The sequence below is a fragment of the Actinomycetospora aeridis genome, assembly GCF_037400275.1.
GTDB classification, from domain to species: Bacteria; Actinomycetota; Actinomycetes; order Mycobacteriales; family Pseudonocardiaceae; genus Actinomycetospora; species Actinomycetospora aeridis.
The window spans coordinates 39,296-57,769 of the sequence record NZ_JBBEGL010000008.1 but is presented as its reverse complement, the minus strand read 5'-3'; the positions used below and the strand labels follow the sequence as shown (position 1 = coordinate 57,769).

The window sequence follows — 18,474 nt, the reverse complement described above, 5'->3', positions numbered from 1 at the left end:
TTCCCCAGACGCTGACGAGGTCCCCATGAGCATCGAGATCGCCAACGAGTCGGGCGTCGAGGTGGCCGAGGGCCCGATCGTCGAGGTGGCGCGCTACGCCCTCGACCGCATGGGAGTCAGCCCGCTCGCCGAGCTCTCGATCATGCTCATCGAGCTCGAGCCGATGGCCGAGCTGCACGAGCGCTGGCTCGACGAGCCCGGGCCCACCGACGTCATGTCGTTCCCGATGGACGAGTACGACTCGGCGCGCCGGCCGGACGCGCCGTCGTCCGGGCCCGCGCTGCTCGGCGACATCGTCCTGTGCCCCGCGTTTGCGGCCGACCAGGCGGCCGCCGCCGGGCACGGCCTCGCCGACGAGCTGCACCTGCTGACCGTCCACGGCGTGCTGCACCTGCTCGGCTACGACCACGCCGAGCCCGACGAGGAGCGCCAGATGTTCGGGCTGCAGGCCGAGCTGCTCGCCGACTGGCGCGCCCAGCGCGCCGCCGCGGCCCGCAGCGCCCGCGAGCGCGCCGCCGACGACCGCCTGCTCGGCACCGTCGGGCTGGGCGAGAAAGAACAGTGACGTCCGGGCTGGTCGGCCAGCTCGTCGCGGCGATCCTGCTGGTGCCGCTGGCCGGGGTGTTCGCGGCGGCCGACGCCGCGATCTCCACGGTGTCGCGGGCCCGGGTCGACGGGCTGGTGCGCGAGGGCGCCACCGGCGCGAAGGCCCTCGCGGCCGTCGTCGCCGACCGACCGCGCCACCTCAACCTGCTCATGCTGCTGCGGCTGGCGTGCGAGGCCGCCGCGACGGTGCTCGGCGCGTTCGTCGCCCTGCAGCTCATCGGGCCGGACTGGCTCGCGCTGCTCGTCGCGGGACTCGTCGTGGTGCTCGTGTCGTACGTGCTCATCGGCGTCGGGCCCCGCACGCTCGGCCGCCAGCACCCCTACGGCCTCGCGCTCGCGGTCGCCGGCCCGGTGCGGATCCTCGCGCGGCTGCTGGGCCCGCTCGCCTCGCTGCTGATCGTCGTCGGCAACGCGATCACCCCCGGCGTCGGGTTCCGCGAGGGCCCGTTCTCCTCGGAGGTCGAGCTGCGCGAGCTGGTCGACATGGCCGAGCGCGGCGGGCTCGTCGACGACGACGAGCGGGCCATGATCCAGTCGGTGTTCGACCTCGGCGACACCCGCGTCCTCGAGGTCATGGTGCCGCGCACCGAGATGGTGTGGATCGAGCGCGAGAAGACCGTCCGCCAGGCCCTGGCCCTCGCGCTGCGCAGCGGCTACTCGCGCATCCCGGTGATCGGCGAGAACGTCGACGACACCGTGGGCGTCGTCTACCTCAAGGACCTCGTGCGCCGGACCGTCGACGACGGCTCGCCACCGGACCGGGCCGGCGCGGTCGGCGAGCTGATGCGCCCGGCGAAGTTCGTGCCCGACTCGAAGCGGGCGGACGCCCTGCTGCGTGACATGCAGCGCGACCGCAACCACATGGCGCTCGTCGTCGACGAGTACGGCGGCACCGCGGGCCTGGTGACCATCGAGGACCTGCTCGAGGAGATCGTCGGCGAGATCACCGACGAGTACGACGCCGCCGAGCACCGCCCGCTCGAGCACCTCGACCCCTCCACCTGGCGGGTCGCCGCGCGCCTGCCGGTCGAGGACCTCGAGGAGGCCACGGGCGTCGAGTTCGACGTCGAGGACGTCGACACCGTCGGCGGCCTGCTGGCCCAGCGGCTCGGGCGGGTACCGCTGCCCGGCGCCGAGGCCGAGATCTCCGGGCTGCGCCTGCGCGCCGAGGGTGGCGAGGACGCCCGCGGGCGCATGCGCATCCGCAGCCTGCTCGTGTGGCGCCAGGAGGAGGAGTCCGACTCCTCCGACTCCTCCGACTCGTCCGACTCGTCCGGCTCCTCCTCCGACGGCGTCCCCGCCGACGAGGGGACCGCGGCGACCGGCGACGATGAGCGGCACGCCGAGGGCGACCTCGCCCAGACCGGCGCCCGTGAGGGAAAGGACGACCGTGGCTGACGGTGTCACCGCCGGTGGGGCCACCCCCGTTGCTGCCGGCCCCGTTGCTGCCGGGCCCGTTGCTGCCAGCCCCCGCCACGACGTCGTCGTCGTGGGCGGCGGGATCGTCGGGTTCGCGGTGCTCCACGAGCTGCTCGCCGCGGGGCACACCTCGGTGGCCCTCGTCGAGCGCGAGGCGACCGCCGGCACCCACCAGACCGGGCGCAACTCCAACGTCATCCACTCCGGGCTGTACTACGCGCCCGGCTCGCTGAAGGCCCGCCTCGCCGTCGCCGGCTGCGCCGAGACGAAGGCGTTCTGCGCGGAGCACGACCTGCCGTTCGAGGAGTGCGGCAAGATCGTCGCCGCCACCGGCGCCGACGAGCTGCCGCGCATGGCGGAGCTGGTCCGGCGCGGGCGCGCCAACGGCGTCGAGGTGCACGAGCTCGACGAGGCCGGGGTGCGCGAGCGCGAGCCGGCCGTCGCGGCGATCGCCGGCCTGTGGGTGCCGTCGACGGGCATCTGCGACTACGGCGCGATCACGCGGAAGCTGGCGGAGCTCGCCGTCGGGCGGGGCGCGGTGCTGCACACCGGCCGCGCGGTGCGGTCGGTGACGCGCCGGCGCCGCGACGTCGTCGTGCACACCGACGGCGGCGACCTGCTCGCCGGTCAGGTCGTGGTGTGCGCGGGTCTGCGCTCCGACGAGATCGCCCGGGCGTCGGGCTTCGATCCCGGCGTGCGGATCGTGCCCTTCCGCGGGGAGTACTCCGACCTCGTCGGGCCGATCGGCGAGGCCGTCCGCGGGCTCGTCTACCCGGTACCCGACCCGGCGTTCCCGTTCCTCGGCGTGCACGCGACGCGCGGGGTCGACGGGTCGGTGCACGTCGGCCCGAACGCCGTGCTCGCCCTGGCCCGCGAGGGCTACGACTGGCGCACGTTGCGGATGCGCGAGCTCGCCGGGACGCTCACCGACCCCGGGTTCCTCACCCTCGCCGGGCGCCAGTGGCGCTACGGGCTGGGGGAGATGCACCGGTCGCTGTCGCGGGCGGCGATGGCCGCGGCGGTGGCGCGGATGCTGCCCGGGGTGACGGCGGACGACCTGCGCACGCCGCACGACGTCCCCCGCCGGGCCGGCGTGCGGGCCCAGGCCGTCCGGCCGGACGGCTCGCTCGTCGACGACTTCCTGTTCGTGCAGGACGGGTCGGCCGAGGACGGGCCGAGCGTGCTGCACGTGCTCAACGCGCCCTCGCCCGCGGCGACCGCGGCGCTGCCCATCGGGCGGGAGATCGTGGCGCGGCTGGAGGGGAAGGCGGCGTGACCTCGCCCGACGAGACCTTCCGCTCCGGCTTCGCCTGCTTCGTCGGCCGGCCCAACGTGGGCAAGTCGACGCTGACCAACGCGCTGGTGGGGTCGAAGGTCGCGATCACGTCGTCGCGGCCGCAGACGACCCGGCACGCGATCCGCGGGGTGGTGCACCGTGAGGACGGCCAGCTGGTCCTCGTCGACACCCCGGGCCTGCACCGCCCGCGCACGCTGCTGGGCGAGCGGCTCAACGACGTCGTGCACACGACCTGGGCCGAGGTCGACGTGATCGGCTTCTGCGTGCCGGCCGACCAGCAGATCGGGCCGGGCGACCGGTTCATCGCCGCCGAGCTGGCGAAGGTCACCGCGAAGACCCCGTTGATCGGGATCCTCACGAAGACCGACCTGGTGCGCCCCGAGGTGATCGCGGAGCGGCTGCTGGCGCTCCACGAGCTGGCGGAGTTCGCCGAGATCGTCCCGGTGTCCGCGTCGCAGGGGCACCAGGTCTCGCTGCTCGCCGACCTCCTGCTCGCGCGCATGCCTCCCGGCCCGCCGCTCTACCCGGACGGCGAGCTCTCCGACGAGCCGGAGACGACCCTGATCGCCGAGTTCGTCCGCGAGGCCGCCCTCGAGGGCGTGCGCGACGAGCTCCCGCACTCGCTGGCCGTCGTGGTCGAGGAGATGACGCCGGGCAAGGTGCTCACCGTCCGCGCCGAGATCTTCGTGGAGCGCGACAGCCAGAAGTCGATCGTGATCGGCAAGGGCGGCTCGCGGCTCAAGCACGTCGGCACCGAGGCCCGCCGCCAGATCGAGGCCCTCCTCGGCGAGAAGGTCCACCTCGACCTGTTCGTCAAGGTCGCCAAGGACTGGCAGCGCGATCCGCGCCAGCTCCGCCGCCTCGGCTTCTAGACGTGTCAGCGGAGTGGCTCCGCAGACGTTCAGTGCCCGCAACTCTCCGTCGCATCGGCGTCAGGCCAGCAGCGCGAACAGCCCCGCCAGCTGACCCGTGTCGACGTACTCCTCGATCCGGGTGACGAGCCCGTCCTCGACGTGCACCACCAGCGCCGCCGGGGCCCGCAGCGCCGAGCCGTCCGGCAGGGTCCCGACGATCACGTATTGCGCGAACCCGTCGCCCGCACGCACGTCGGTCATCGTGAAGTCGGGGACCTTCTCCCGGATCGCGCGCAGGGTCGCGAACGTGTCCGGCACCGTCGGGGCCTCGACCTCGTCGAACGAGTGCCAGGTGATCGCGCCGGGGGCGAAGAGGCCCTCGGGCGGCTCGGACGCGGGGTGGGCCAGGGCATCGACGACGCCGACGACCTGCGCAGCGATTCCGCTCATGGCCCGATCGTCCTACGTTCGGGCCATGAAGCGATACCGGGACAAGGTCGCCCTGGTGACCGGCGGCGCCTCCGGCATCGGTGCCGCGATCGGGGCGCGGCTGGTCGCCGAGGGCGCCTCGGTGGTGCTCGTCGACATCGACGAGGTCGGCCTCGGCCGGCAGCAGGGCGCGGAGACGGTCGTCGCCGACGTCACCGACTCCGCGCAGGTCCAGGGCGCGGTCGCGCGGACCGTGGAGCGGTTCGGGCGGCTCGACGCGGCGTTCAACGTCGCCGGCTCGGCCCGGTTCGGCACCGTCGTCGACGGCGACGAGGAGGACTGGCGCTGGACGGTCGACCTCGTGCTGCGCGGCGTCTACCTCAGCACCCGCCACGAGGCGCGGGCCATGGCGCCGGGCAGCGCGATCGTCAACATCTCCTCGCTCAACGCCCACGTCCCGCTCTACGGCGCGAGCTCGTACGCCGCGGCGAAGGCGGGCGTGGAGATGTTCACGAAGAACGCCGCGCTGGAGCTCGGCGACCGCGGCATCCGCGTCAACGCGATCCTCCCGGGCCTGATCCGCACGCCGCTGACGGCCGGGTTCCTGGACGGCGGGCCGATCGAGAAGGACTTCGTGACGAGGATCGTCGCGGCCCGCGCCGGGGATCCCGACGAGATCGCCGGGCCCGCGCTCTTCCTGGCCGGCGACGACGCGTCCTACGTCAACGGCACCAGCCTCGTCGTCGACGGCGGCTGGGAGATCACGAACTACCCCGATCTGCGGCCACTGCTGCACCCTCCGTCGCCCTAGGGGTGGGACGATGGCGCCGTGGGCTTCTATCGCGACACCGGGGTGGTGCTGCGGCTGCAGAAGCTCGGTGAGGCCGACCGGATCGTCACGCTCCTGACCCACCGGCACGGCAAGGTCCGCGCGGTCGCCAAGGGCGTGCGGCGCACGAGCTCGCGGTTCGGGGCGCGGCTGGAGCCGTTCGGCCACGTGGACCTCCAGCTGCACACCGGCCGCAGCCTGGACATCGTCACCCAGGTCCAGACCCTCGACGCGTTCGGCGGCGAGCTGACCGGCGACTACCCGCGGTACACGGCGGGGTGCGCGCTGCTCGAGACGGCCGACCGGCTGACCTCCGAGGAGGGCGAGCCGGCGCGTGACCTGTTCCTGCTGCTCGTGGGCGCGCTGCGTGGGCTGGCCGGCGGCGTGCGCGACCCCTATCTCGTCCTCGACGCCTACCTCCTGCGCGCCATGGTCATCGCGGGCTGGGCCCCGGCGATCACCGAGTGTGCGCGCTGCGGGGTCGAGGGCGCGCCGTACCACCGGCGTTTCTCGGTGCCCGCGGGCGGCGCGGTGTGCGAGCACTGCCGGCTCTCCGGGGCCGTCGTGCCGTCCGAGGAGACCTGGCGCCTGCTCGAGGCGCTGCGCAGCGGCGACTGGGCCACCGCCGAGGGCACCGACGCCGCCGCCCGTCGCGACACCGCCGGGCTGGTCGCGGCCCACCTGCAGTGGCACCTCGAGCGCACCCTGCGCTCGCTGCCGCTGGTCGACCGCCGCGGCGGGGTCCCGCGCGTCGACCTCACGGGGACGCCGCTCGCGATCGGGATCGACGACGAGCACGACGCCGAGACGAGCGAAGGGCACCTTCGCCCCGAAGAGCCGAGCGAAGGTGCCCTTCGCTCGGGACCGGGAGTCCCTCTGTGAGCCCCCGCCTGCGTCCCACCCGCGGCCGGAGCGCCGACCGGCTCCGGGGACGTGACGACCCGACGGTGATGGCGCCGACGCCGCACCCCAGCGGCGCGACCGCGCCGGCGATCCCGTCCGAGCTCGTGCCGAACCACGTCGCGCTCGTGATGGACGGCAACGGGCGGTGGGCCAACCAGCGGGGCCTGCCGCGGATCGAGGGGCACCGCCAGGGCGAGGGCCAGCTCCTCGACGTCGTCCGCGGGTGCATCGACCTCGGCGTCAAGTGGATCTCGGCCTACGCCTTCTCCACCGAGAACTGGCGGCGCAGCCCCGACGAGGTGCGCTTCCTGCTGGGCTTCAACCGTGACGTCATCCGCCGCCGGCGCGACGAGATGCACGCGATGGGCGTGCGGGTGCGCTGGTCGGGGCAGCGGCCGCGGCTGTGGCGGTCGGTGATCAAGGAGCTGGAGATCGCCGAGGAGCTGACGAGGGACAACGACGTCGTCACGCTGACCATGTGCGTCAACTACGGCGGGCGCGCGGAGATCGTCGGCGCCGCCCGCGAGCTCGCCCGCCGGGCTGCCCGCGGGGAGATCGACCCCGAGCGCATCGACGAGAAGGCGCTCGCGCGCCACCTCGACGAGCCCGACATGCCCGACGTCGACCTGTTCCTGCGCAGCTCGGGGGAGCAGCGGACGTCGAACTTCCTGCTCTGGCAGTCCGCGTACGCCGAGATGGTCTTCCTCGACACGCTCTTCCCCGATTTCGACCGTCGCCACCTCTGGGAGGCGTGCGAGATCTACGCGCGGCGTGACCGCCGGTACGGCGGTGCCGTCGACGGAGCCGAAGGGACCGGTGCCCCGTGAGCCGTGAGGCCGCCACCACCGCGGGCCTGCTGATCATCGCCCGCGAGGCGATGGAGCAGTTCGTCGACGTGCACGTGGACGACGACGGCGCGCTGTCGTTCCGCCACGCCGGCGTGCCGTGCGCGATCCAGGGCGTCGAGCTGGTCGAGGGCCTCGCCGTGCTGAGTCTCACGTGCGTCGTCGCCTGGGACCTCGCGGACGCGGACACGCCGCGCCTGGTCGCCGAACGCGCCGGACAGGGCCTGTTCGGCACGCTCGGCGCGGTCGCGACCGACCAGGGCTGGGACGTCACCCTGCGGTACGCCTTCCCCGCCGAGGGCCTCACGGTCGGCCCGCTCGGCACCCTGCTCATGCTCGTCGTCTCCACGGCGGCCCAGGTCCGGGAGGACCTGCTCGGCGAGGCCTGAGGGCGCCGCCGCTGCGCCGGGCGGCGGGCGCGTCGGGAGGCGCTGCTCCCGTCGCCGTCCCCATGCTCCGTTCGCCTCCACAGGGTCCGCGACGGGTCCTCGGCGTCCGCGCGGCCGGCTGGGAGCATCACGATCCGTGAGCTCCCCGCCGCCGCGCACCACGCCCCGGCCGGCGTCCCGGACCCGCCACGGGTCGGTGTCGCTGGTCGTGCTGTGCGGGGCGCTGCTGGTGGCGACGGCGCTGCAGGGGCCGCTGGTGCGCCTGCTCGACGTCGGCGTCGTCCGGACGGCGGCGACGGTGTTCGTCGCGGTGTGCGTGCAGGCGCTGCCGTTCCTCGTCCTGGGAACGGTGCTCTCGGGGGCGATCGCGGCGTGGGTCTCGCCCGCGGTGCTGCGCCGCGTCCTGCCGGCCCGGCCCGCCCTCGCGGTGCCGGTCGCCGGTGCCGCGGGGATGGTGCTGCCGGGCTGCGAGTGCGCGTCGGTGCCCGTGGCCCGGCGGCTGACGGCGCAGGGTGTCCCCGAGGCCGCGGCACTCGCGTTCCTGCTCGCCGCGCCGGCGATCAACCCGGTGGTGCTCGTGGCCACGGCCGTCGCCTTCCCGGACCACCCGGAGATGGTCGGCGCCCGGTTCCTCGGCTCGGCGGCCACCGCGCTCGGCGTCGGCTGGTTGTGGGTCCGGTACGGGCGCGCGGAGTGGATCGCGGCGCGCGTGCGCCGACCGCCACCGGACGACGGCACGCCGCGGTGGGCGGTGTTCGCCGAGACGGCGCGCCACGACGTGGTCGAGGCCGGGGGCTTCCTCGTGCTCGGCGCGCTCGCGGCCTCCGTGGTGACCGTCGTGGTGCCGTCGGCGTGGCTCGACGGGCTGGCGGGCCGGGTCGTCCTCGCCTGCGCGGTGATGGCGGTGCTCGCGGTGGTGCTCGCCCTGTGCAGCGAGGCCGACGCCTTCGTCGCCGCGTCGCTCTCGGCGCTGCCGTTGCTGCCGCGCCTGGTGTTCCTGGTGGTCGGGCCGGCGGTCGACGTCAAGCTCGTCGCGCTGCAGGCCGGTGCGTTCGGGCGCGCGTTCGCGGTGCGCTTCGCCCCGCTGACCTTCGTGGTCGCGGTGACGTGCGCGGTCGCGGCCGGGCTGCTGGTGTTCGGGGGCCCGCGATGAGCCGCGACACCCAGCACGTCCTGCTCGTCCTCGTCGGCGGGGTGCTCGTCAAGATCGTCGTCGACGGGTCCTACCTGCGCTACGTGAAGCCCTGGTCGGCGACGCCCGTGCTCCTCGCCGGCGTCGTGCTCGTCACGGTGGCGGTGGTGGGGATGGTGCGTGACCTGCGGGGGCGGGCGCCCGCCGGCGCGGGGCACGACCACCTCGACCACGGGGCCGGGCCGTCCGCGTGGATGCTCGTGCTGCCGGTGCTCGCGCTGCTGCTCGTGGTGCCCCCGGCGTTGGGATCGGCGGCCGTGGACGGGGTCGGCGCCCGCGCGGCCCCGGTGAGCGCGGTTGCCGACGACCCGCTGCCCGCCGGGGACGCGCCGGCGCTGGGGCTGCTCGACGTCGTCTCCCGCACCGCCGCCGACCCGTCCGGTCCGCTCACGACCCGCGACGTCACCGTCACGGGCTTCCTCGTGCCGGCGCGTGGCGCACCCACGGGGGCCGGCGCCGTCGACCTGGCGCGGCTCGTGATCACGTGCTGCGCGGCCGACGCCTCGACCGTGCGGGTCCATCTCGCCGACCCCCGCGGGGCGCTCGGCGAGGCGGCCACCGGCGGGTCCGGCGACGACCGCTGGGTGGCGGTGCGTGGACGGGTCGTGGCCGGGACGGGCACCCCGGACGACGGTCATGTCCCGACACTGTCGGTCACATCATGGTCGCCGGTTGCCACACCCGACCCGGTGTACGAATACTGACCCGAACACGGCGATGCGACAGCAAAGGTCCGAAAGCGGGATGAACTCGCTGCAACCAGACGTACACTCGGCGTCCGCTGACGACCCGGAGAGGAGGGGCGTCTCTCGAGAGCCTGGGAGGCGCGACTCGCCATGACACAAGATCTCTCATCACCGCCGGGCCAACCGGCCGGATCGTCGGGGGGCGAGCCGGACGTACCGGCGACGAGCGCGGCCGATCGGAAGCAGGGCACCGACTGGGTGGTCTTCGGGATCGGTGCGGCGCTCGCCGTGCTCTTCCTGCTCTGGGGCATCATCGGCACCGACAGCCTGAGCTCCGCGTCGAGCGCCATGCTCAGCGGCCTGATCCGCGGTGGCGGCTGGGGCTTCATCCTCGCCGCGACGGGCTTCGTGGTCTTCGCGCTGTGGCTCGCGTTCAGCCGCTTCGGGAAGATCCGTCTGGGCCGCGACGACGAGCAGCCCGAGTTCAAGACGGTCTCGTGGATCGCCATGATGTTCAGCGCCGGCATGGGCATCGGGCTGATGTTCTACGGCGTCGCCGAGCCGCTGTCGTTCTTCACCGAGCCGCCGCCCGGCTCCGCGCCCCCGGGTGACCAGGTGGAGGCGCTGCGCACGGCGATGGCCACCTCGCTCTTCCACTGGACGCTGCACCCCTGGGCGATCTACGCCGTGGTCGGCCTGGCCATCGCGTACTCGACCTTCCGCAAGGGCCGTCGTCAGCTGATCAGCTCCGCGTTCATCCCGCTCATCGGGGAGCGCGCGGCCAACGGCACCATCGGCCGGATCATCGACATCATCGCGATCTTCGCGACGATCTTCGGCTCCGCGGCCTCGCTGGGCCTCGGGGCCCTGCAGATCGGCGGCGGCCTCGACGCCACCGGCTTCCTGCCCGGCGCGGGCAACGAGGTCCTGGTCCCGCTGATCATCGTGCTCACCGCGGCGTTCGTGCTCTCGGCCGTCTCCGGCGTCGCCAAGGGCATCCAGTGGCTGTCGAACATCAACATGGTGCTCGCCGGCGTGCTGGCGTTCTTCCTGTTCGTCGTCGGCCCGACGGTGATCATCCTCGACCTCCTGCCCACCGCCCTCGGCGCGTACTTCGGCGACTTCGCCGAGATGGTCGGACGCACCGAGGCCACCGGCGGCGAGGCGATGCTGACCTGGCTGAGCTCGTGGACGGTCTTCTACTGGGCGTGGTGGATCTCCTGGACGCCGTTCGTCGGCATGTTCCTGGCGAAGATCAGCCGGGGGCGCACGATCCGCCAGTTCGTCGGCGGCGTCATCCTCGTGCCGAGCCTCGTGAGCCTCGTCTGGTTCTCGATCTTCGGCGGCACGGCGATCAGTCAGCAGCAGGCGGGGCTCAACCCGGCGGCGGCGGACACCGAGACGCAGCTGTTCGCCGTGCTCCAGGCCTACCCCTGGGCGACCTTCACCGGGCTGCTCGTCATGGTCCTGGTCGCGATCTTCTTCGTGTCCGGCGCCGACGCCGCGTCGATCGTCACCGGCACGCTCTCGCAGCGCGGCACCGACGAGCCGTCCCGGTGGGTCGTGATCTTCTGGGGCTCCACCATGGGCGCCGTCGCGATCATCATGCTGCTCGTCGGCGGCGAGGACGCGCTGTCCGGTCTGCAGAGCCTCACGATCCTGGTCGCGGCCCCGTTCGTCGTGATCATGGTGTTCCTCTGCGTCGCCTTCATGCGCGACCTCAACCACGACCCCGTGATCCTGCGCGAGCGCAAGAGCCTCGAGGTCATGGAGCAGGCGATCGACCACGGCACCGACAAGCACGGCGAGGACTTCTACCTGCGCGTGCAGGCGTTCCCGACCACGAGCCCCCGGCAGCGGACGGGGGATGCGACGGGCCCGACGTACGCCGAGGTCTACGGCGTGCAGGACCCGTTCTCGACGGGGGAGACCCCGGTCGTGCCGTCGGACCCGGAGGAGGCACGGGCTCAGGCACGGGCGGTGCCGAAGGACGACGACCCGGGCGGCACGGAGGTCGTCGACACCGGCCCTGGCGCGAGGGCCGAGGCCGCCGGGCGGCCGTCGGCGGACCGCGAGTAGTCAGCACCACCGAGCCGCGAGCCGGGTCCCCGCGCGGGGGCCCGGCTCGTGGCGTGTCGGGGCCCGGCTCGTGGTGTGTCGCTGCGCGGCACGGGGTGTGGAGCGAGGGACTCCCGGAGTGCTCCGGACGCAGCGAGGGACGCCCTCGCTCCGGACGGGGCGCGCTCAGCCGGCGGCGCGGCAGGCGGCGCAGACGCCGAGGATCTCCACGGTGTGGGAGATCTCGGCGAAGCCGTGCTGGGCGGCGACGCGGTCGGCCCAGTGCTCGACGGCGGGGCCCTCGACCTCGACGGTCTTCCCGCAGACACGGCAGACCAGGTGGTGATGGTGGTGCTCCGAGCAGCGCCGGTACGAGGCCTCGCCGGTGCCGGTGCGCAGCACGTCGATCTCGTCCGCGTCGGCGAGCGCCTGCAGCGTCCGGTACACGGTGGTCAGCCCGATGCCCTCGCCGCGGCGTCGCAGCTCCTCGTGGATCTCCTGGGCGGAGCGGAAGTCGGAGAGCTCGTCGAGGAGTCCGGCGATCGCGGCCCGCTGCTTGGTCGCGCGCAGCCCGGGCACCGAGGGCGTCCGCGAGCCGGATGCCGTCACGACTCCTCCTCCACGTGCGCGACCGCGTCGACGACGATGTGCGCGAGGTGATCGTCCACCAGGCGGTAGACGACCTCGCGACCCCGTCGGTCACCGCGCACCACCCCGGCGGCCTTGAGGACGCGCAGGTGCTGGCTGATCAGCGGCTGGGTGACCTCGAGGGCGTCGACGAGCTCGTGGACGCAGCGCGGCGAGCTGCGCAGCTGCAGCACGATCGCGATCCGCACCGGCGCGGCGAGCGCGCGCAGCAGGTCGCCCGCCGCGACCAGCGACGCAGAGCCGGGCGTCTCGGGACCGGGGACGGGGAGCCCGGTCGGGGCGCCGGCGTGGAGGTGCTCGGGGCCCGCGATCGTGGTCCTCCCGACCTGCGGCGCGCTCATCGCAGGACCAGCCCGACGGCGATGGCGACGAGCACCACGAGGACGAGCACGCGCAGCATCCGCTCGCCGGTGCCCAGGCGCGGCCACGTCGCGGCGAGCAGCCCGGCCACCCCGACGGCGAGCAGGCCGAGCAGGACGGCGCCGACCGGACCGCCGACGATCACCCCGGCGGCGAAGACCACGACCACCACGGCGAACACCGCCACCGCCGGGACGCGCGCCAGCGGCCCGTCGCCGGGCACCGCCCGGCCGCGCCGTCCTGGGAACGGTGTCCGCGCCCGCCCCGGTCCGCCACCGTTCACGGCTGCCTCCCGGCCGTCGGCTCCCCGTCGCACCGGGCTGCGGCCCGGGACGACATCTCCCGATAATGGTATCCGTTGTCGATGCACGGGGGAGGACGCCCGGATGCTGCTCGTCTGTCGATTCGCGCCGGCCCCGGCGGACGCCGAGCGCTTCCTGGAGCGCGCGCGGCGCGCGGTCGGGCTACTGGCCGCCCAGCCGGGCTGCGAGGGCGTCGACCTCGGCCGCGCGATCGAGGAACCGGGACGCTGGGTGCTCGTCGCCCGCTTCGCCACCGTGACCGCCTACCGCCGGGCGCTGCAGCCCTTCGACGTGCGCGAGCACGTGGTGCCGCTGCTCTCCGAGGCCCTCACCGACGAGCCCGCCGCCCACGAGCGCGCCCTCGTCGCCGGACCCGACGGCGTCACCGAGCACCCGAGCCTGCTCACCGACCGCTGACCAGAACCTCCGGTCGCCGGGCGCCGCGGGCCCGCTCGCTACGCTGGGTGCACCCGCACGACGCGCGATCCCCTGCGATTTCCCGGAGTACCACCGTGCCCACCCCCACCGGCAGCGCCCGTATCGAGACCGTGGTCAACCTGTGCAAGCGCCGCGGCTTCGTCTTCCCGTCCGGTGAGATCTACGGCGGTACCCGCTCGGCCTGGGACTACGGCCCCCTCGGCGTCGAGCTCAAGGACAACATCAAGCGGCAGTGGTGGAAGTCGATGGTCACCGGCCGCGAGGACGTCGTCGGCCTCGACTCCAGCGTCATCCTGCCCCGCCAGGTGTGGGTCGCGTCGGGCCACGTCGACGTGTTCACCGACCCGCTGGTGGAGTGCACCAACTGCCACCGCCGCTTCCGCGCCGACCAGCTCGCGGAGGACTTCTCGGAGCGCACCGGCGGCCCGTCGCTCGAGACCGTCGACGCCGAGGGCAAGGTCGGCTACGAGCTCGCGACGGTGCCGTGCCCGAACTGCGGCGTGCGCGGCGAGTACACCGCGCCGCGCGAGTTCAACATGATGCTGAAGACCTACCTCGGCCCGGTCGAGTCCGAGGAAGGGCTGCACTACCTGCGCCCCGAGACCGCGCAGGGCATCTTCGTGAACTTCGCCAACGTCATGTCCGCGGCGCGCAAGAAGCCGCCGTTCGGCATCGGCCAGATCGGCAAGAGCTTCCGCAACGAGATCACCCCGGGCAACTTCATCTTCCGCACGCGCGAGTTCGAGCAGATGGAGATGGAGTTCTTCGTCGAGCCGGGCTCCGACGAGCAGTGGCACCAGTACTGGATCGACGAGCGCACCCGCTGGTACACCGACCTCGGCATCGACCCGGAGAACCTGCGGCACTACGAGCACCCCAAGGAGAAGCTCTCCCACTACTCCAAGCGCACGGTGGACGTGGAGTACAAGTTCCAGTTCAACGCCGGCCAGGAGTGGGGCGAGCTCGAGGGCATCGCGAACCGCACCGACTTCGACCTCACGACGCACACGAACCACAGCGGCGTCGACCTGTCCTACTACGACCAGGGCACCGACTCCCGCTACCGGCCCTACGTCATCGAGCCCGCTGCGGGCGTCGGCCGCCCGATGATGGCGTTCCTGCTCGAGGCCTACACCGAGGACGAGGCCCCCAACGCCAAGGGCGGCGTCGACAAGCGCACCGTGCTGCGCCTCGACCCGCGCCTGGCGCCGGTGAAGGCGGCGGTGCTCCCGCTCTCGCGCAACGCCGACCTGTCCCCGGTCGCCCGCGACGTCGCGGCCACGCTGCGCAAGCACTGGAACGTCGAGTTCGACGACGCCGGCGCGATCGGCCGCCGCTACCGCCGACAGGACGAGATCGGCACCCCGTTCTGCGTGACCGTCGACTTCGACTCGCTGAACGACCAGGCGGTCACCGTCCGGCACCGCGACGCCATGACCCAGGAGCGCGTGGCCCTCGACCAGCTCGAGTCCTACCTCGCCGGCCGCCTGATCGGCTGCTGAGCTCGCCTGCCTGTTCCGCAACGAACGGGTATCTCGCTGCTTCTAGGCGCGCAAAGTCCGCGTTCGCGAACGCCGAGCACTGCGGAGCCGTTCGCGAACGCGGACTTCCGGCGCCTAGTAGCAGCGAACAGCGCGTTCGCTGCCAACCCGGCGCGCAACCCGGCGCGCACCACGGCCTGCCCGGGCCCGGCGAGCAGGGCGGGTCGGGGGGCTCGCCTACCCTGGTGGGCGTGAGCGACCTGACGGACGTGGCGGCGGTCCTGGCGCGCGGGGACGGGGCGCGGGTCGTGGTACGGGTGCTCGACCGGCACGGGTTCGGCACCGTCGAGCCCGGGCAGCTCCTCGTCGCCGGCGCCGACGGGACTCTCGGGGGCGACCTGCTCCGCGGCGCGCTCGACGACCGCGCGACGGCGCTGGCGAAGGACGCGCGCGACCACCCCGCGACCGTGGACGCCCACGTCGCCGAGGACGCCGCGGTCGCCGCCGGGCTCGCCTGCGCGGGCGGGGCGACGCTGCTGGGCCACCCCCTCGACGCCGCGCCGGCACGGGCGCTCGGCGAGGCGTTCGCCGCCGGCACGCCGGCGGCGTTGATCTCCCGCGCCGACGGGTCGGCGTCGCTCGCGGTCACGGGCGGCGAGCTCGACGCCCCGGTGGGCACGCTGGGTGACGCGACGCTCGACGAGGCCGGGCTCGCGCACGTCCGGAGCTTGCTGCGCCGGGGCGCGACGGCCACCGACCGCACGACGCTCGAGGGCGCGGACCTGCTGGTCGACCTCTGGGTCCCGGTGCCGACGATCACGGTGGTCGGCGGCGGGGCGATCGCCGACGCGCTGGCCGCGCAGGCCGGGGTGCTGGGCTGGGCGTCCCGCCGCGCCGACACGGTCGCCGAGGCCGACGCCGCCGTCGCCGCGTTCACCGACGCCGACGTCCTCGTGCTGCTCGACCACGACCCCGCGTTCGACGCGATCCTCCGGACCGGGCTGGAGGGCCGCGGCTTCCTCGGGGCCCTCGGCTCGCGCCGCACCCAGGCCGCCCGCCGCGAGCGCCTGCTCGCCGCCGGCGTCACCGAGCACCAGCTGGCGCGCATCCACGGCCCGGTGGGCCTCGATCTCGGGGCCCGCACGCCCGCGGAGACGGCCGTGTCGATCGTCGGCGAGGTCCTCGCCGTCCGCAGCGGGCGCGACCCCTCGGCCCTGGGCCGCGCGGCGGGACCGATCGGCGCATGAGCCGGACGCGGGAAGCGACGCCGGCCACCGGAGGAGGCACCGCCCGCGCGGCGCTGGCGTGGGCGCCGCGGGTCGTGGTCGGCGCGATCGTCGTCGCGCTCCTGCTCGTCGGCGGCACGGCGATCCGGGTGTGGCAGCTGGGTCGGGTCGACGAGCGCCAGCCGGTCGACATGATCGTCGTGCTGGGCGCCGCCCAGTACGACGGTGAGCCCTCGCCGGTGTTCCGCGCGCGCCTGCAGCATGCCCTCGAGCTCTACGAGGAGGGCGTCGCCCCGCGCATCGTGACGGTCGGCGGGGCCGCGGACGGCGACGCGTTCACCGAGGCCCAGGCCGGCGAGCAGTGGCTCGTCGAGAACGGTGTCCCCGGTCAGGCGCTGCTGCCGGTCGACGAGGGACGCGACACCTACGAGAGCTTCGAGGCCGTCGCGGCGGTCGCCGAGCAGCGCGGGTGGTCCTCGGCGGTGCTGGTCAGCGACCCGTGGCACTCGCTGCGCTCCCGCACGATGGCCGACGACGTCGGCCTCGACGCGACGACGTCGCCGACCAAGCGCGGCCCGGTGGTGCAGACCCGCGAGACCCAGTTCCGCTACATCGTCCGCGAGACCGGCGCGCTGATCTATTACCACCTCACCCACGGCTCGGCGGACTTCTCCGACCCCGGGCTCGGCTGAGGCCCCGGTGAGCACGGACGGCCACCGCGCCGCGCGGCTGTTCGACGAGGCCCCCAAGCCGGGCCGCGACCTGCGCTCGCCGTTCGCCCGCGACCGCGGCCGGGTGCTGCACTCCGCGGCCCTGCGCCGCCTCGCCGGGAAGACCCAGGTCGTCGGCCCCGACGAGGACGCCGCGGTCACCGGCGTGCCGCGGACGCGCCTGACCCACTCGCTCGAGGTCGCGCAGATCGGCCGCGGCATGGCCGAGGACCTCGGCGCCGATCCCGACGTCGTCGACACCGCGGGGCTGGCCCACGACATCGGCCACCCCCCGTTCGGCCACAACGGCGAGCGGGCCCTGCACGCGGTGGCGGGCGACTGCGGCGGTTTCGAGGGCAACGCCCAGACCCTGCGGATCCTCACGCGGCTCGAGCCCAAGGTGCTCGACGACGAGCGCTGCCGCGGGCTCAACCTGACGCGCGCGGTCCTCGACGCCTGCCTGAAGTACCCGTGGGAGCACCGCCCGGGGGTGCGCAAGTTCGGCGTCTACGCCGACGACCTCCCGGTGTTCCGTTGGGTCCGCGAGGGCGCGCCCGCCGACCGGCGCTGCGTCGAGGCGCAGATCATGGACTGGGCCGACGACGTCGCGTACTCCGTGCACGACCTCGAGGACGGCATCCTCGCCGGGCGCATCGTGCTGGCCTGGCTCGGCCGGCCCACCGAGCGCGCCGCCCTCGCCGAGCTCGCGGCCGACGCCTTCTCCGCCGCCCCGCGCGCCGAGCTCGAGGCCGCGGCCGGGGTGCTCGCCGAGCTGCCGGCGGTCCGCGCGGCCGCCGCCCACGGACCCCACGACGGCTCGCTCGCCGCGACCGCCGCCCTCAAGCGGCTGACCAGCGAGCTCGTCGGACGCTTCGTCACCAGCACCGTCGAGGCCACCCGGGCGGCGCTCGGCGACGCCGTCGTCCCCGCCGGCCACGGCGCCGACCTCGTCGTGCCCGCGGGCGTGGGGGCCGAGGTGGCCGTGCTGAAGGCCGCCGCGCTGCGCTGGGTCATGAGCGACCCGGCGCGGCTCGCCGTGCAGGCCCACCAGCGCGACCTGGTCACCGAGCTCGTCGGGCGCCTCGCCGCGGCCGCGCCGGCCGCCCTCGACCCCGCGTTCGTCCCCGCCTGGGAGGAGGCCGCCGACGACGCGGGCCGCCTCCGGGTGGTCGTCGACCAGGTCGCGGTGCTCACCGACGCCGGCGCCGAGCGGTGGTGTGCCCGCCTGCGCGCGCAGGCGAGCCCCGCACGATCATGAGACGTCCCGACCGAGAGGAGCCACCCGTGCAGCTGATCACCGTCGACGGCCACACGCCGGAGATCGCCGAGGGCGCATGGGTCGCGCCGGGCGCCGTCGTCGCGGGCCGCGTGACGATCGGGGACGGCACGGGTGTCTGGTACACGGCGGTCGTGCGTGCCGACACGGCGAGCGTGACGGTGGGGGAGGGGACGAGCATCCAGGACGGCACGGTCGTCCACGCCGACCCCGGCTTCCCGGCCTCGATCGGCAACAACGTCACCGTCGGCCACCGCGCGGTGGTGCACGGCTGCACCGTCGAGGACGACTGCCTCGTCGGGATGGGCTCGGTGATCATGAACGGGGCGACGATCGGGCGCGGGTCGGTGGTCGCCGCGGGCGCGGTGGTCTCCCAGGGCGTGACGGTCCCGGCCGGGTCGCTGGTCGCGGGCGTGCCGGGCAAGGTCCGCCGCGAGGTCACCGACGACGAGCAGAACATGATCGCGCTGAGCGCCGCGACCTACCGCCACCTGCTCGAGGTCCACCGCGCCGCCACGAGCTGACG

At 74.3% G+C, this 18,474-nt stretch carries 21 protein-coding genes; 17 read left to right on the top strand and 4 right to left on the bottom strand.

Annotated features, from left to right (window positions below):
* The first annotated feature begins 25 nt into the window (after positions 1 to 25).
* Genes ybeY through era form a run of 4 tightly spaced genes read left to right on the top strand, consistent with a single transcriptional unit; the run spans position 26 to position 4,194 of the window.
* A complete protein-coding gene (gene ybeY, locus WCD41_RS25130) occupies positions 26 to 565 on the top strand; it encodes an rRNA maturation RNase YbeY (RefSeq protein WP_337717667.1) in 540 nt (179 codons plus the stop codon).
* Positions 562 to 2,004 carry a hemolysin family protein gene (locus WCD41_RS25125; RefSeq protein WP_337717665.1) on the top strand — a complete coding sequence of 481 codons (1,443 nt, stop codon included), beginning with the start codon at positions 562 to 564 and terminating at the stop codon, positions 2,002 to 2,004. The genes ybeY and WCD41_RS25125 overlap by 4 nt, the downstream gene beginning before the upstream one ends.
* On the top strand, positions 1,997 to 3,301 hold the full coding sequence (gene lhgD / locus WCD41_RS25120; RefSeq protein ID WP_373695192.1) for an L-2-hydroxyglutarate dehydrogenase: 1,305 nt from the start codon (positions 1,997 to 1,999) through the stop codon (positions 3,299 to 3,301). The genes WCD41_RS25125 and lhgD overlap by 8 nt, the downstream gene beginning before the upstream one ends.
* Positions 3,298 to 4,194 carry a GTPase Era gene (gene era, locus WCD41_RS25115; RefSeq protein ID WP_337717663.1) on the top strand — a complete coding sequence of 299 codons (897 nt, stop codon included), beginning with the start codon at positions 3,298 to 3,300 and terminating at the stop codon, positions 4,192 to 4,194. Before lhgD ends, era begins: the two co-directional genes overlap by 4 nt.
* A gap of 60 nt (positions 4,195 to 4,254) precedes the next feature.
* On the opposite strand, the gene WCD41_RS25110 is transcribed toward era, so the two are convergent.
* Positions 4,255 to 4,626, bottom strand: coding sequence for a nuclear transport factor 2 family protein (locus WCD41_RS25110; RefSeq protein ID WP_337717661.1), 372 nt, complete (start codon positions 4,624 to 4,626; stop codon positions 4,255 to 4,257).
* A gap of 25 nt (positions 4,627 to 4,651) precedes the next feature.
* Here WCD41_RS25110 and WCD41_RS25105 point away from each other — a divergent pair, with 25 nt between their 5' ends.
* The 7 genes from WCD41_RS25105 to WCD41_RS25075 all read left to right on the top strand — a co-directional run bounded on the left by WCD41_RS25105 (position 4,652) and on the right by WCD41_RS25075 (position 11,528).
* On the top strand, positions 4,652 to 5,416 hold the full coding sequence (locus WCD41_RS25105; protein ID WP_337717659.1) for an SDR family NAD(P)-dependent oxidoreductase: 765 nt from the start codon (positions 4,652 to 4,654) through the stop codon (positions 5,414 to 5,416).
* A gap of 18 nt (positions 5,417 to 5,434) precedes the next feature.
* Positions 5,435 to 6,316, top strand: coding sequence for a DNA repair protein RecO (recO, locus tag WCD41_RS25100; RefSeq protein WP_337717657.1), 882 nt, complete (start codon positions 5,435 to 5,437; stop codon positions 6,314 to 6,316).
* 68 nt (positions 6,317 to 6,384) lie between these two features.
* The gene (locus tag WCD41_RS25095) at positions 6,385 to 7,164 is read left to right on the top strand and encodes an isoprenyl transferase (protein WP_337717895.1); all 780 of its coding nucleotides are present in this window, start codon (positions 6,385 to 6,387) and stop codon (positions 7,162 to 7,164) included.
* Positions 7,161 to 7,571: a hypothetical protein gene (locus WCD41_RS25090; protein WP_337717655.1), complete on the top strand. Its 411-nt coding sequence runs from the start codon at positions 7,161 to 7,163 to the stop codon at positions 7,569 to 7,571. The genes WCD41_RS25095 and WCD41_RS25090 overlap by 4 nt, the downstream gene beginning before the upstream one ends.
* A gap of 136 nt (positions 7,572 to 7,707) precedes the next feature.
* Complete coding sequence (locus tag WCD41_RS25085) at positions 7,708 to 8,724, top strand: permease (RefSeq protein ID WP_373695191.1); 1,017 nt, start codon at positions 7,708 to 7,710, stop codon at positions 8,722 to 8,724.
* Complete coding sequence (locus WCD41_RS25080) at positions 8,721 to 9,467, top strand: TIGR03943 family putative permease subunit (protein WP_337717653.1); 747 nt, start codon at positions 8,721 to 8,723, stop codon at positions 9,465 to 9,467. Before WCD41_RS25085 ends, WCD41_RS25080 begins: the two co-directional genes overlap by 4 nt.
* 132 nt (positions 9,468 to 9,599) lie before the next feature.
* Positions 9,600 to 11,528 (top strand): BCCT family transporter, encoded by a 1,929-nt coding sequence (locus tag WCD41_RS25075; RefSeq protein ID WP_373695190.1) that lies wholly within the window; start codon positions 9,600 to 9,602, stop codon positions 11,526 to 11,528.
* Positions 11,529 to 11,693: 165 nt separating this feature from the next.
* On the opposite strand, the gene WCD41_RS25070 is transcribed toward WCD41_RS25075, so the two are convergent.
* Genes WCD41_RS25070 through WCD41_RS25060 form a run of 3 tightly spaced genes read right to left on the bottom strand, consistent with a single transcriptional unit; the run spans position 11,694 to position 12,738 of the window.
* On the bottom strand, positions 11,694 to 12,116 hold the full coding sequence (locus tag WCD41_RS25070) for a Fur family transcriptional regulator (protein WP_337717647.1): 423 nt from the start codon (positions 12,114 to 12,116) through the stop codon (positions 11,694 to 11,696).
* Positions 12,113 to 12,496: an ArsR/SmtB family transcription factor gene (locus WCD41_RS25065; protein ID WP_337717645.1), complete on the bottom strand. Its 384-nt coding sequence runs from the start codon at positions 12,494 to 12,496 to the stop codon at positions 12,113 to 12,115. Before WCD41_RS25065 ends, WCD41_RS25070 begins: the two co-directional genes overlap by 4 nt.
* On the bottom strand, positions 12,493 to 12,738 hold the full coding sequence (locus WCD41_RS25060; protein ID WP_337717643.1) for a DUF6703 family protein: 246 nt from the start codon (positions 12,736 to 12,738) through the stop codon (positions 12,493 to 12,495). The genes WCD41_RS25065 and WCD41_RS25060 overlap by 4 nt, the downstream gene beginning before the upstream one ends.
* Before the next feature lie 163 nt (positions 12,739 to 12,901).
* Between WCD41_RS25060 and WCD41_RS25055 the strand changes: the two genes are divergently transcribed.
* From WCD41_RS25055 to WCD41_RS25030, 6 genes are all read left to right on the top strand, one after another.
* On the top strand, positions 12,902 to 13,234 hold the full coding sequence (locus WCD41_RS25055; protein WP_337717642.1) for an antibiotic biosynthesis monooxygenase family protein: 333 nt from the start codon (positions 12,902 to 12,904) through the stop codon (positions 13,232 to 13,234).
* A 95-nt stretch (positions 13,235 to 13,329) separates the two neighbouring features.
* The gene (locus WCD41_RS25050) at positions 13,330 to 14,757 is read left to right on the top strand and encodes a glycine--tRNA ligase (RefSeq protein WP_337717640.1); all 1,428 of its coding nucleotides are present in this window, start codon (positions 13,330 to 13,332) and stop codon (positions 14,755 to 14,757) included.
* A gap of 230 nt (positions 14,758 to 14,987) precedes the next feature.
* Entirely contained in the window at positions 14,988 to 15,983 is a 996-nt protein-coding gene (locus WCD41_RS25045) for an XdhC family protein (RefSeq protein ID WP_337717638.1), read from the top strand.
* Positions 15,980 to 16,654: a YdcF family protein gene (locus WCD41_RS25040; RefSeq protein WP_337717636.1), complete on the top strand. Its 675-nt coding sequence runs from the start codon at positions 15,980 to 15,982 to the stop codon at positions 16,652 to 16,654. The genes WCD41_RS25045 and WCD41_RS25040 overlap by 4 nt, the downstream gene beginning before the upstream one ends.
* 7 nt (positions 16,655 to 16,661) lie before the next feature.
* Positions 16,662 to 17,930, top strand: a complete 1,269-nt coding sequence (locus tag WCD41_RS25035; RefSeq protein ID WP_337717633.1) for a deoxyguanosinetriphosphate triphosphohydrolase — start codon at positions 16,662 to 16,664, stop codon at positions 17,928 to 17,930.
* A gap of 26 nt (positions 17,931 to 17,956) precedes the next feature.
* Positions 17,957 to 18,472 carry a gamma carbonic anhydrase family protein gene (locus WCD41_RS25030; protein WP_373695189.1) on the top strand — a complete coding sequence of 172 codons (516 nt, stop codon included), beginning with the start codon at positions 17,957 to 17,959 and terminating at the stop codon, positions 18,470 to 18,472.
* Positions 18,473 to 18,474: the final 2 nt, after the last annotated feature.

Excerpts from the sequence above, each read along its gene's own strand:
- ybeY (WP_337717667.1), top strand. The coding sequence starts at position 26 with ATGAGCATCGAGATCGCCAACGAGTCGGGCGTCGAGGTGGCCGAGGGC.
- WCD41_RS25110 (WP_337717661.1), bottom strand. The coding sequence starts at position 4,626 with ATGAGCGGAATCGCTGCGCAGGTCGTCGGCGTCGTCGATGCCCTGGCC.
- WCD41_RS25105 (WP_337717659.1), top strand. The coding sequence starts at position 4,652 with ATGAAGCGATACCGGGACAAGGTCGCCCTGGTGACCGGCGGCGCCTCC.
- WCD41_RS25095 (WP_337717895.1), top strand. The coding sequence starts at position 6,385 with ATGGCGCCGACGCCGCACCCCAGCGGCGCGACCGCGCCGGCGATCCCG.
- WCD41_RS25080 (WP_337717653.1), top strand. The coding sequence starts at position 8,721 with ATGAGCCGCGACACCCAGCACGTCCTGCTCGTCCTCGTCGGCGGGGTG.
- WCD41_RS25075 (WP_373695190.1), top strand. The coding sequence starts at position 9,600 with ATGACACAAGATCTCTCATCACCGCCGGGCCAACCGGCCGGATCGTCG.
- WCD41_RS25065 (WP_337717645.1), bottom strand. The coding sequence starts at position 12,496 with ATGAGCGCGCCGCAGGTCGGGAGGACCACGATCGCGGGCCCCGAGCAC.
- WCD41_RS25055 (WP_337717642.1), top strand. The coding sequence starts at position 12,902 with ATGCTGCTCGTCTGTCGATTCGCGCCGGCCCCGGCGGACGCCGAGCGC.
- WCD41_RS25040 (WP_337717636.1), top strand. The coding sequence starts at position 15,980 with ATGAGCCGGACGCGGGAAGCGACGCCGGCCACCGGAGGAGGCACCGCC.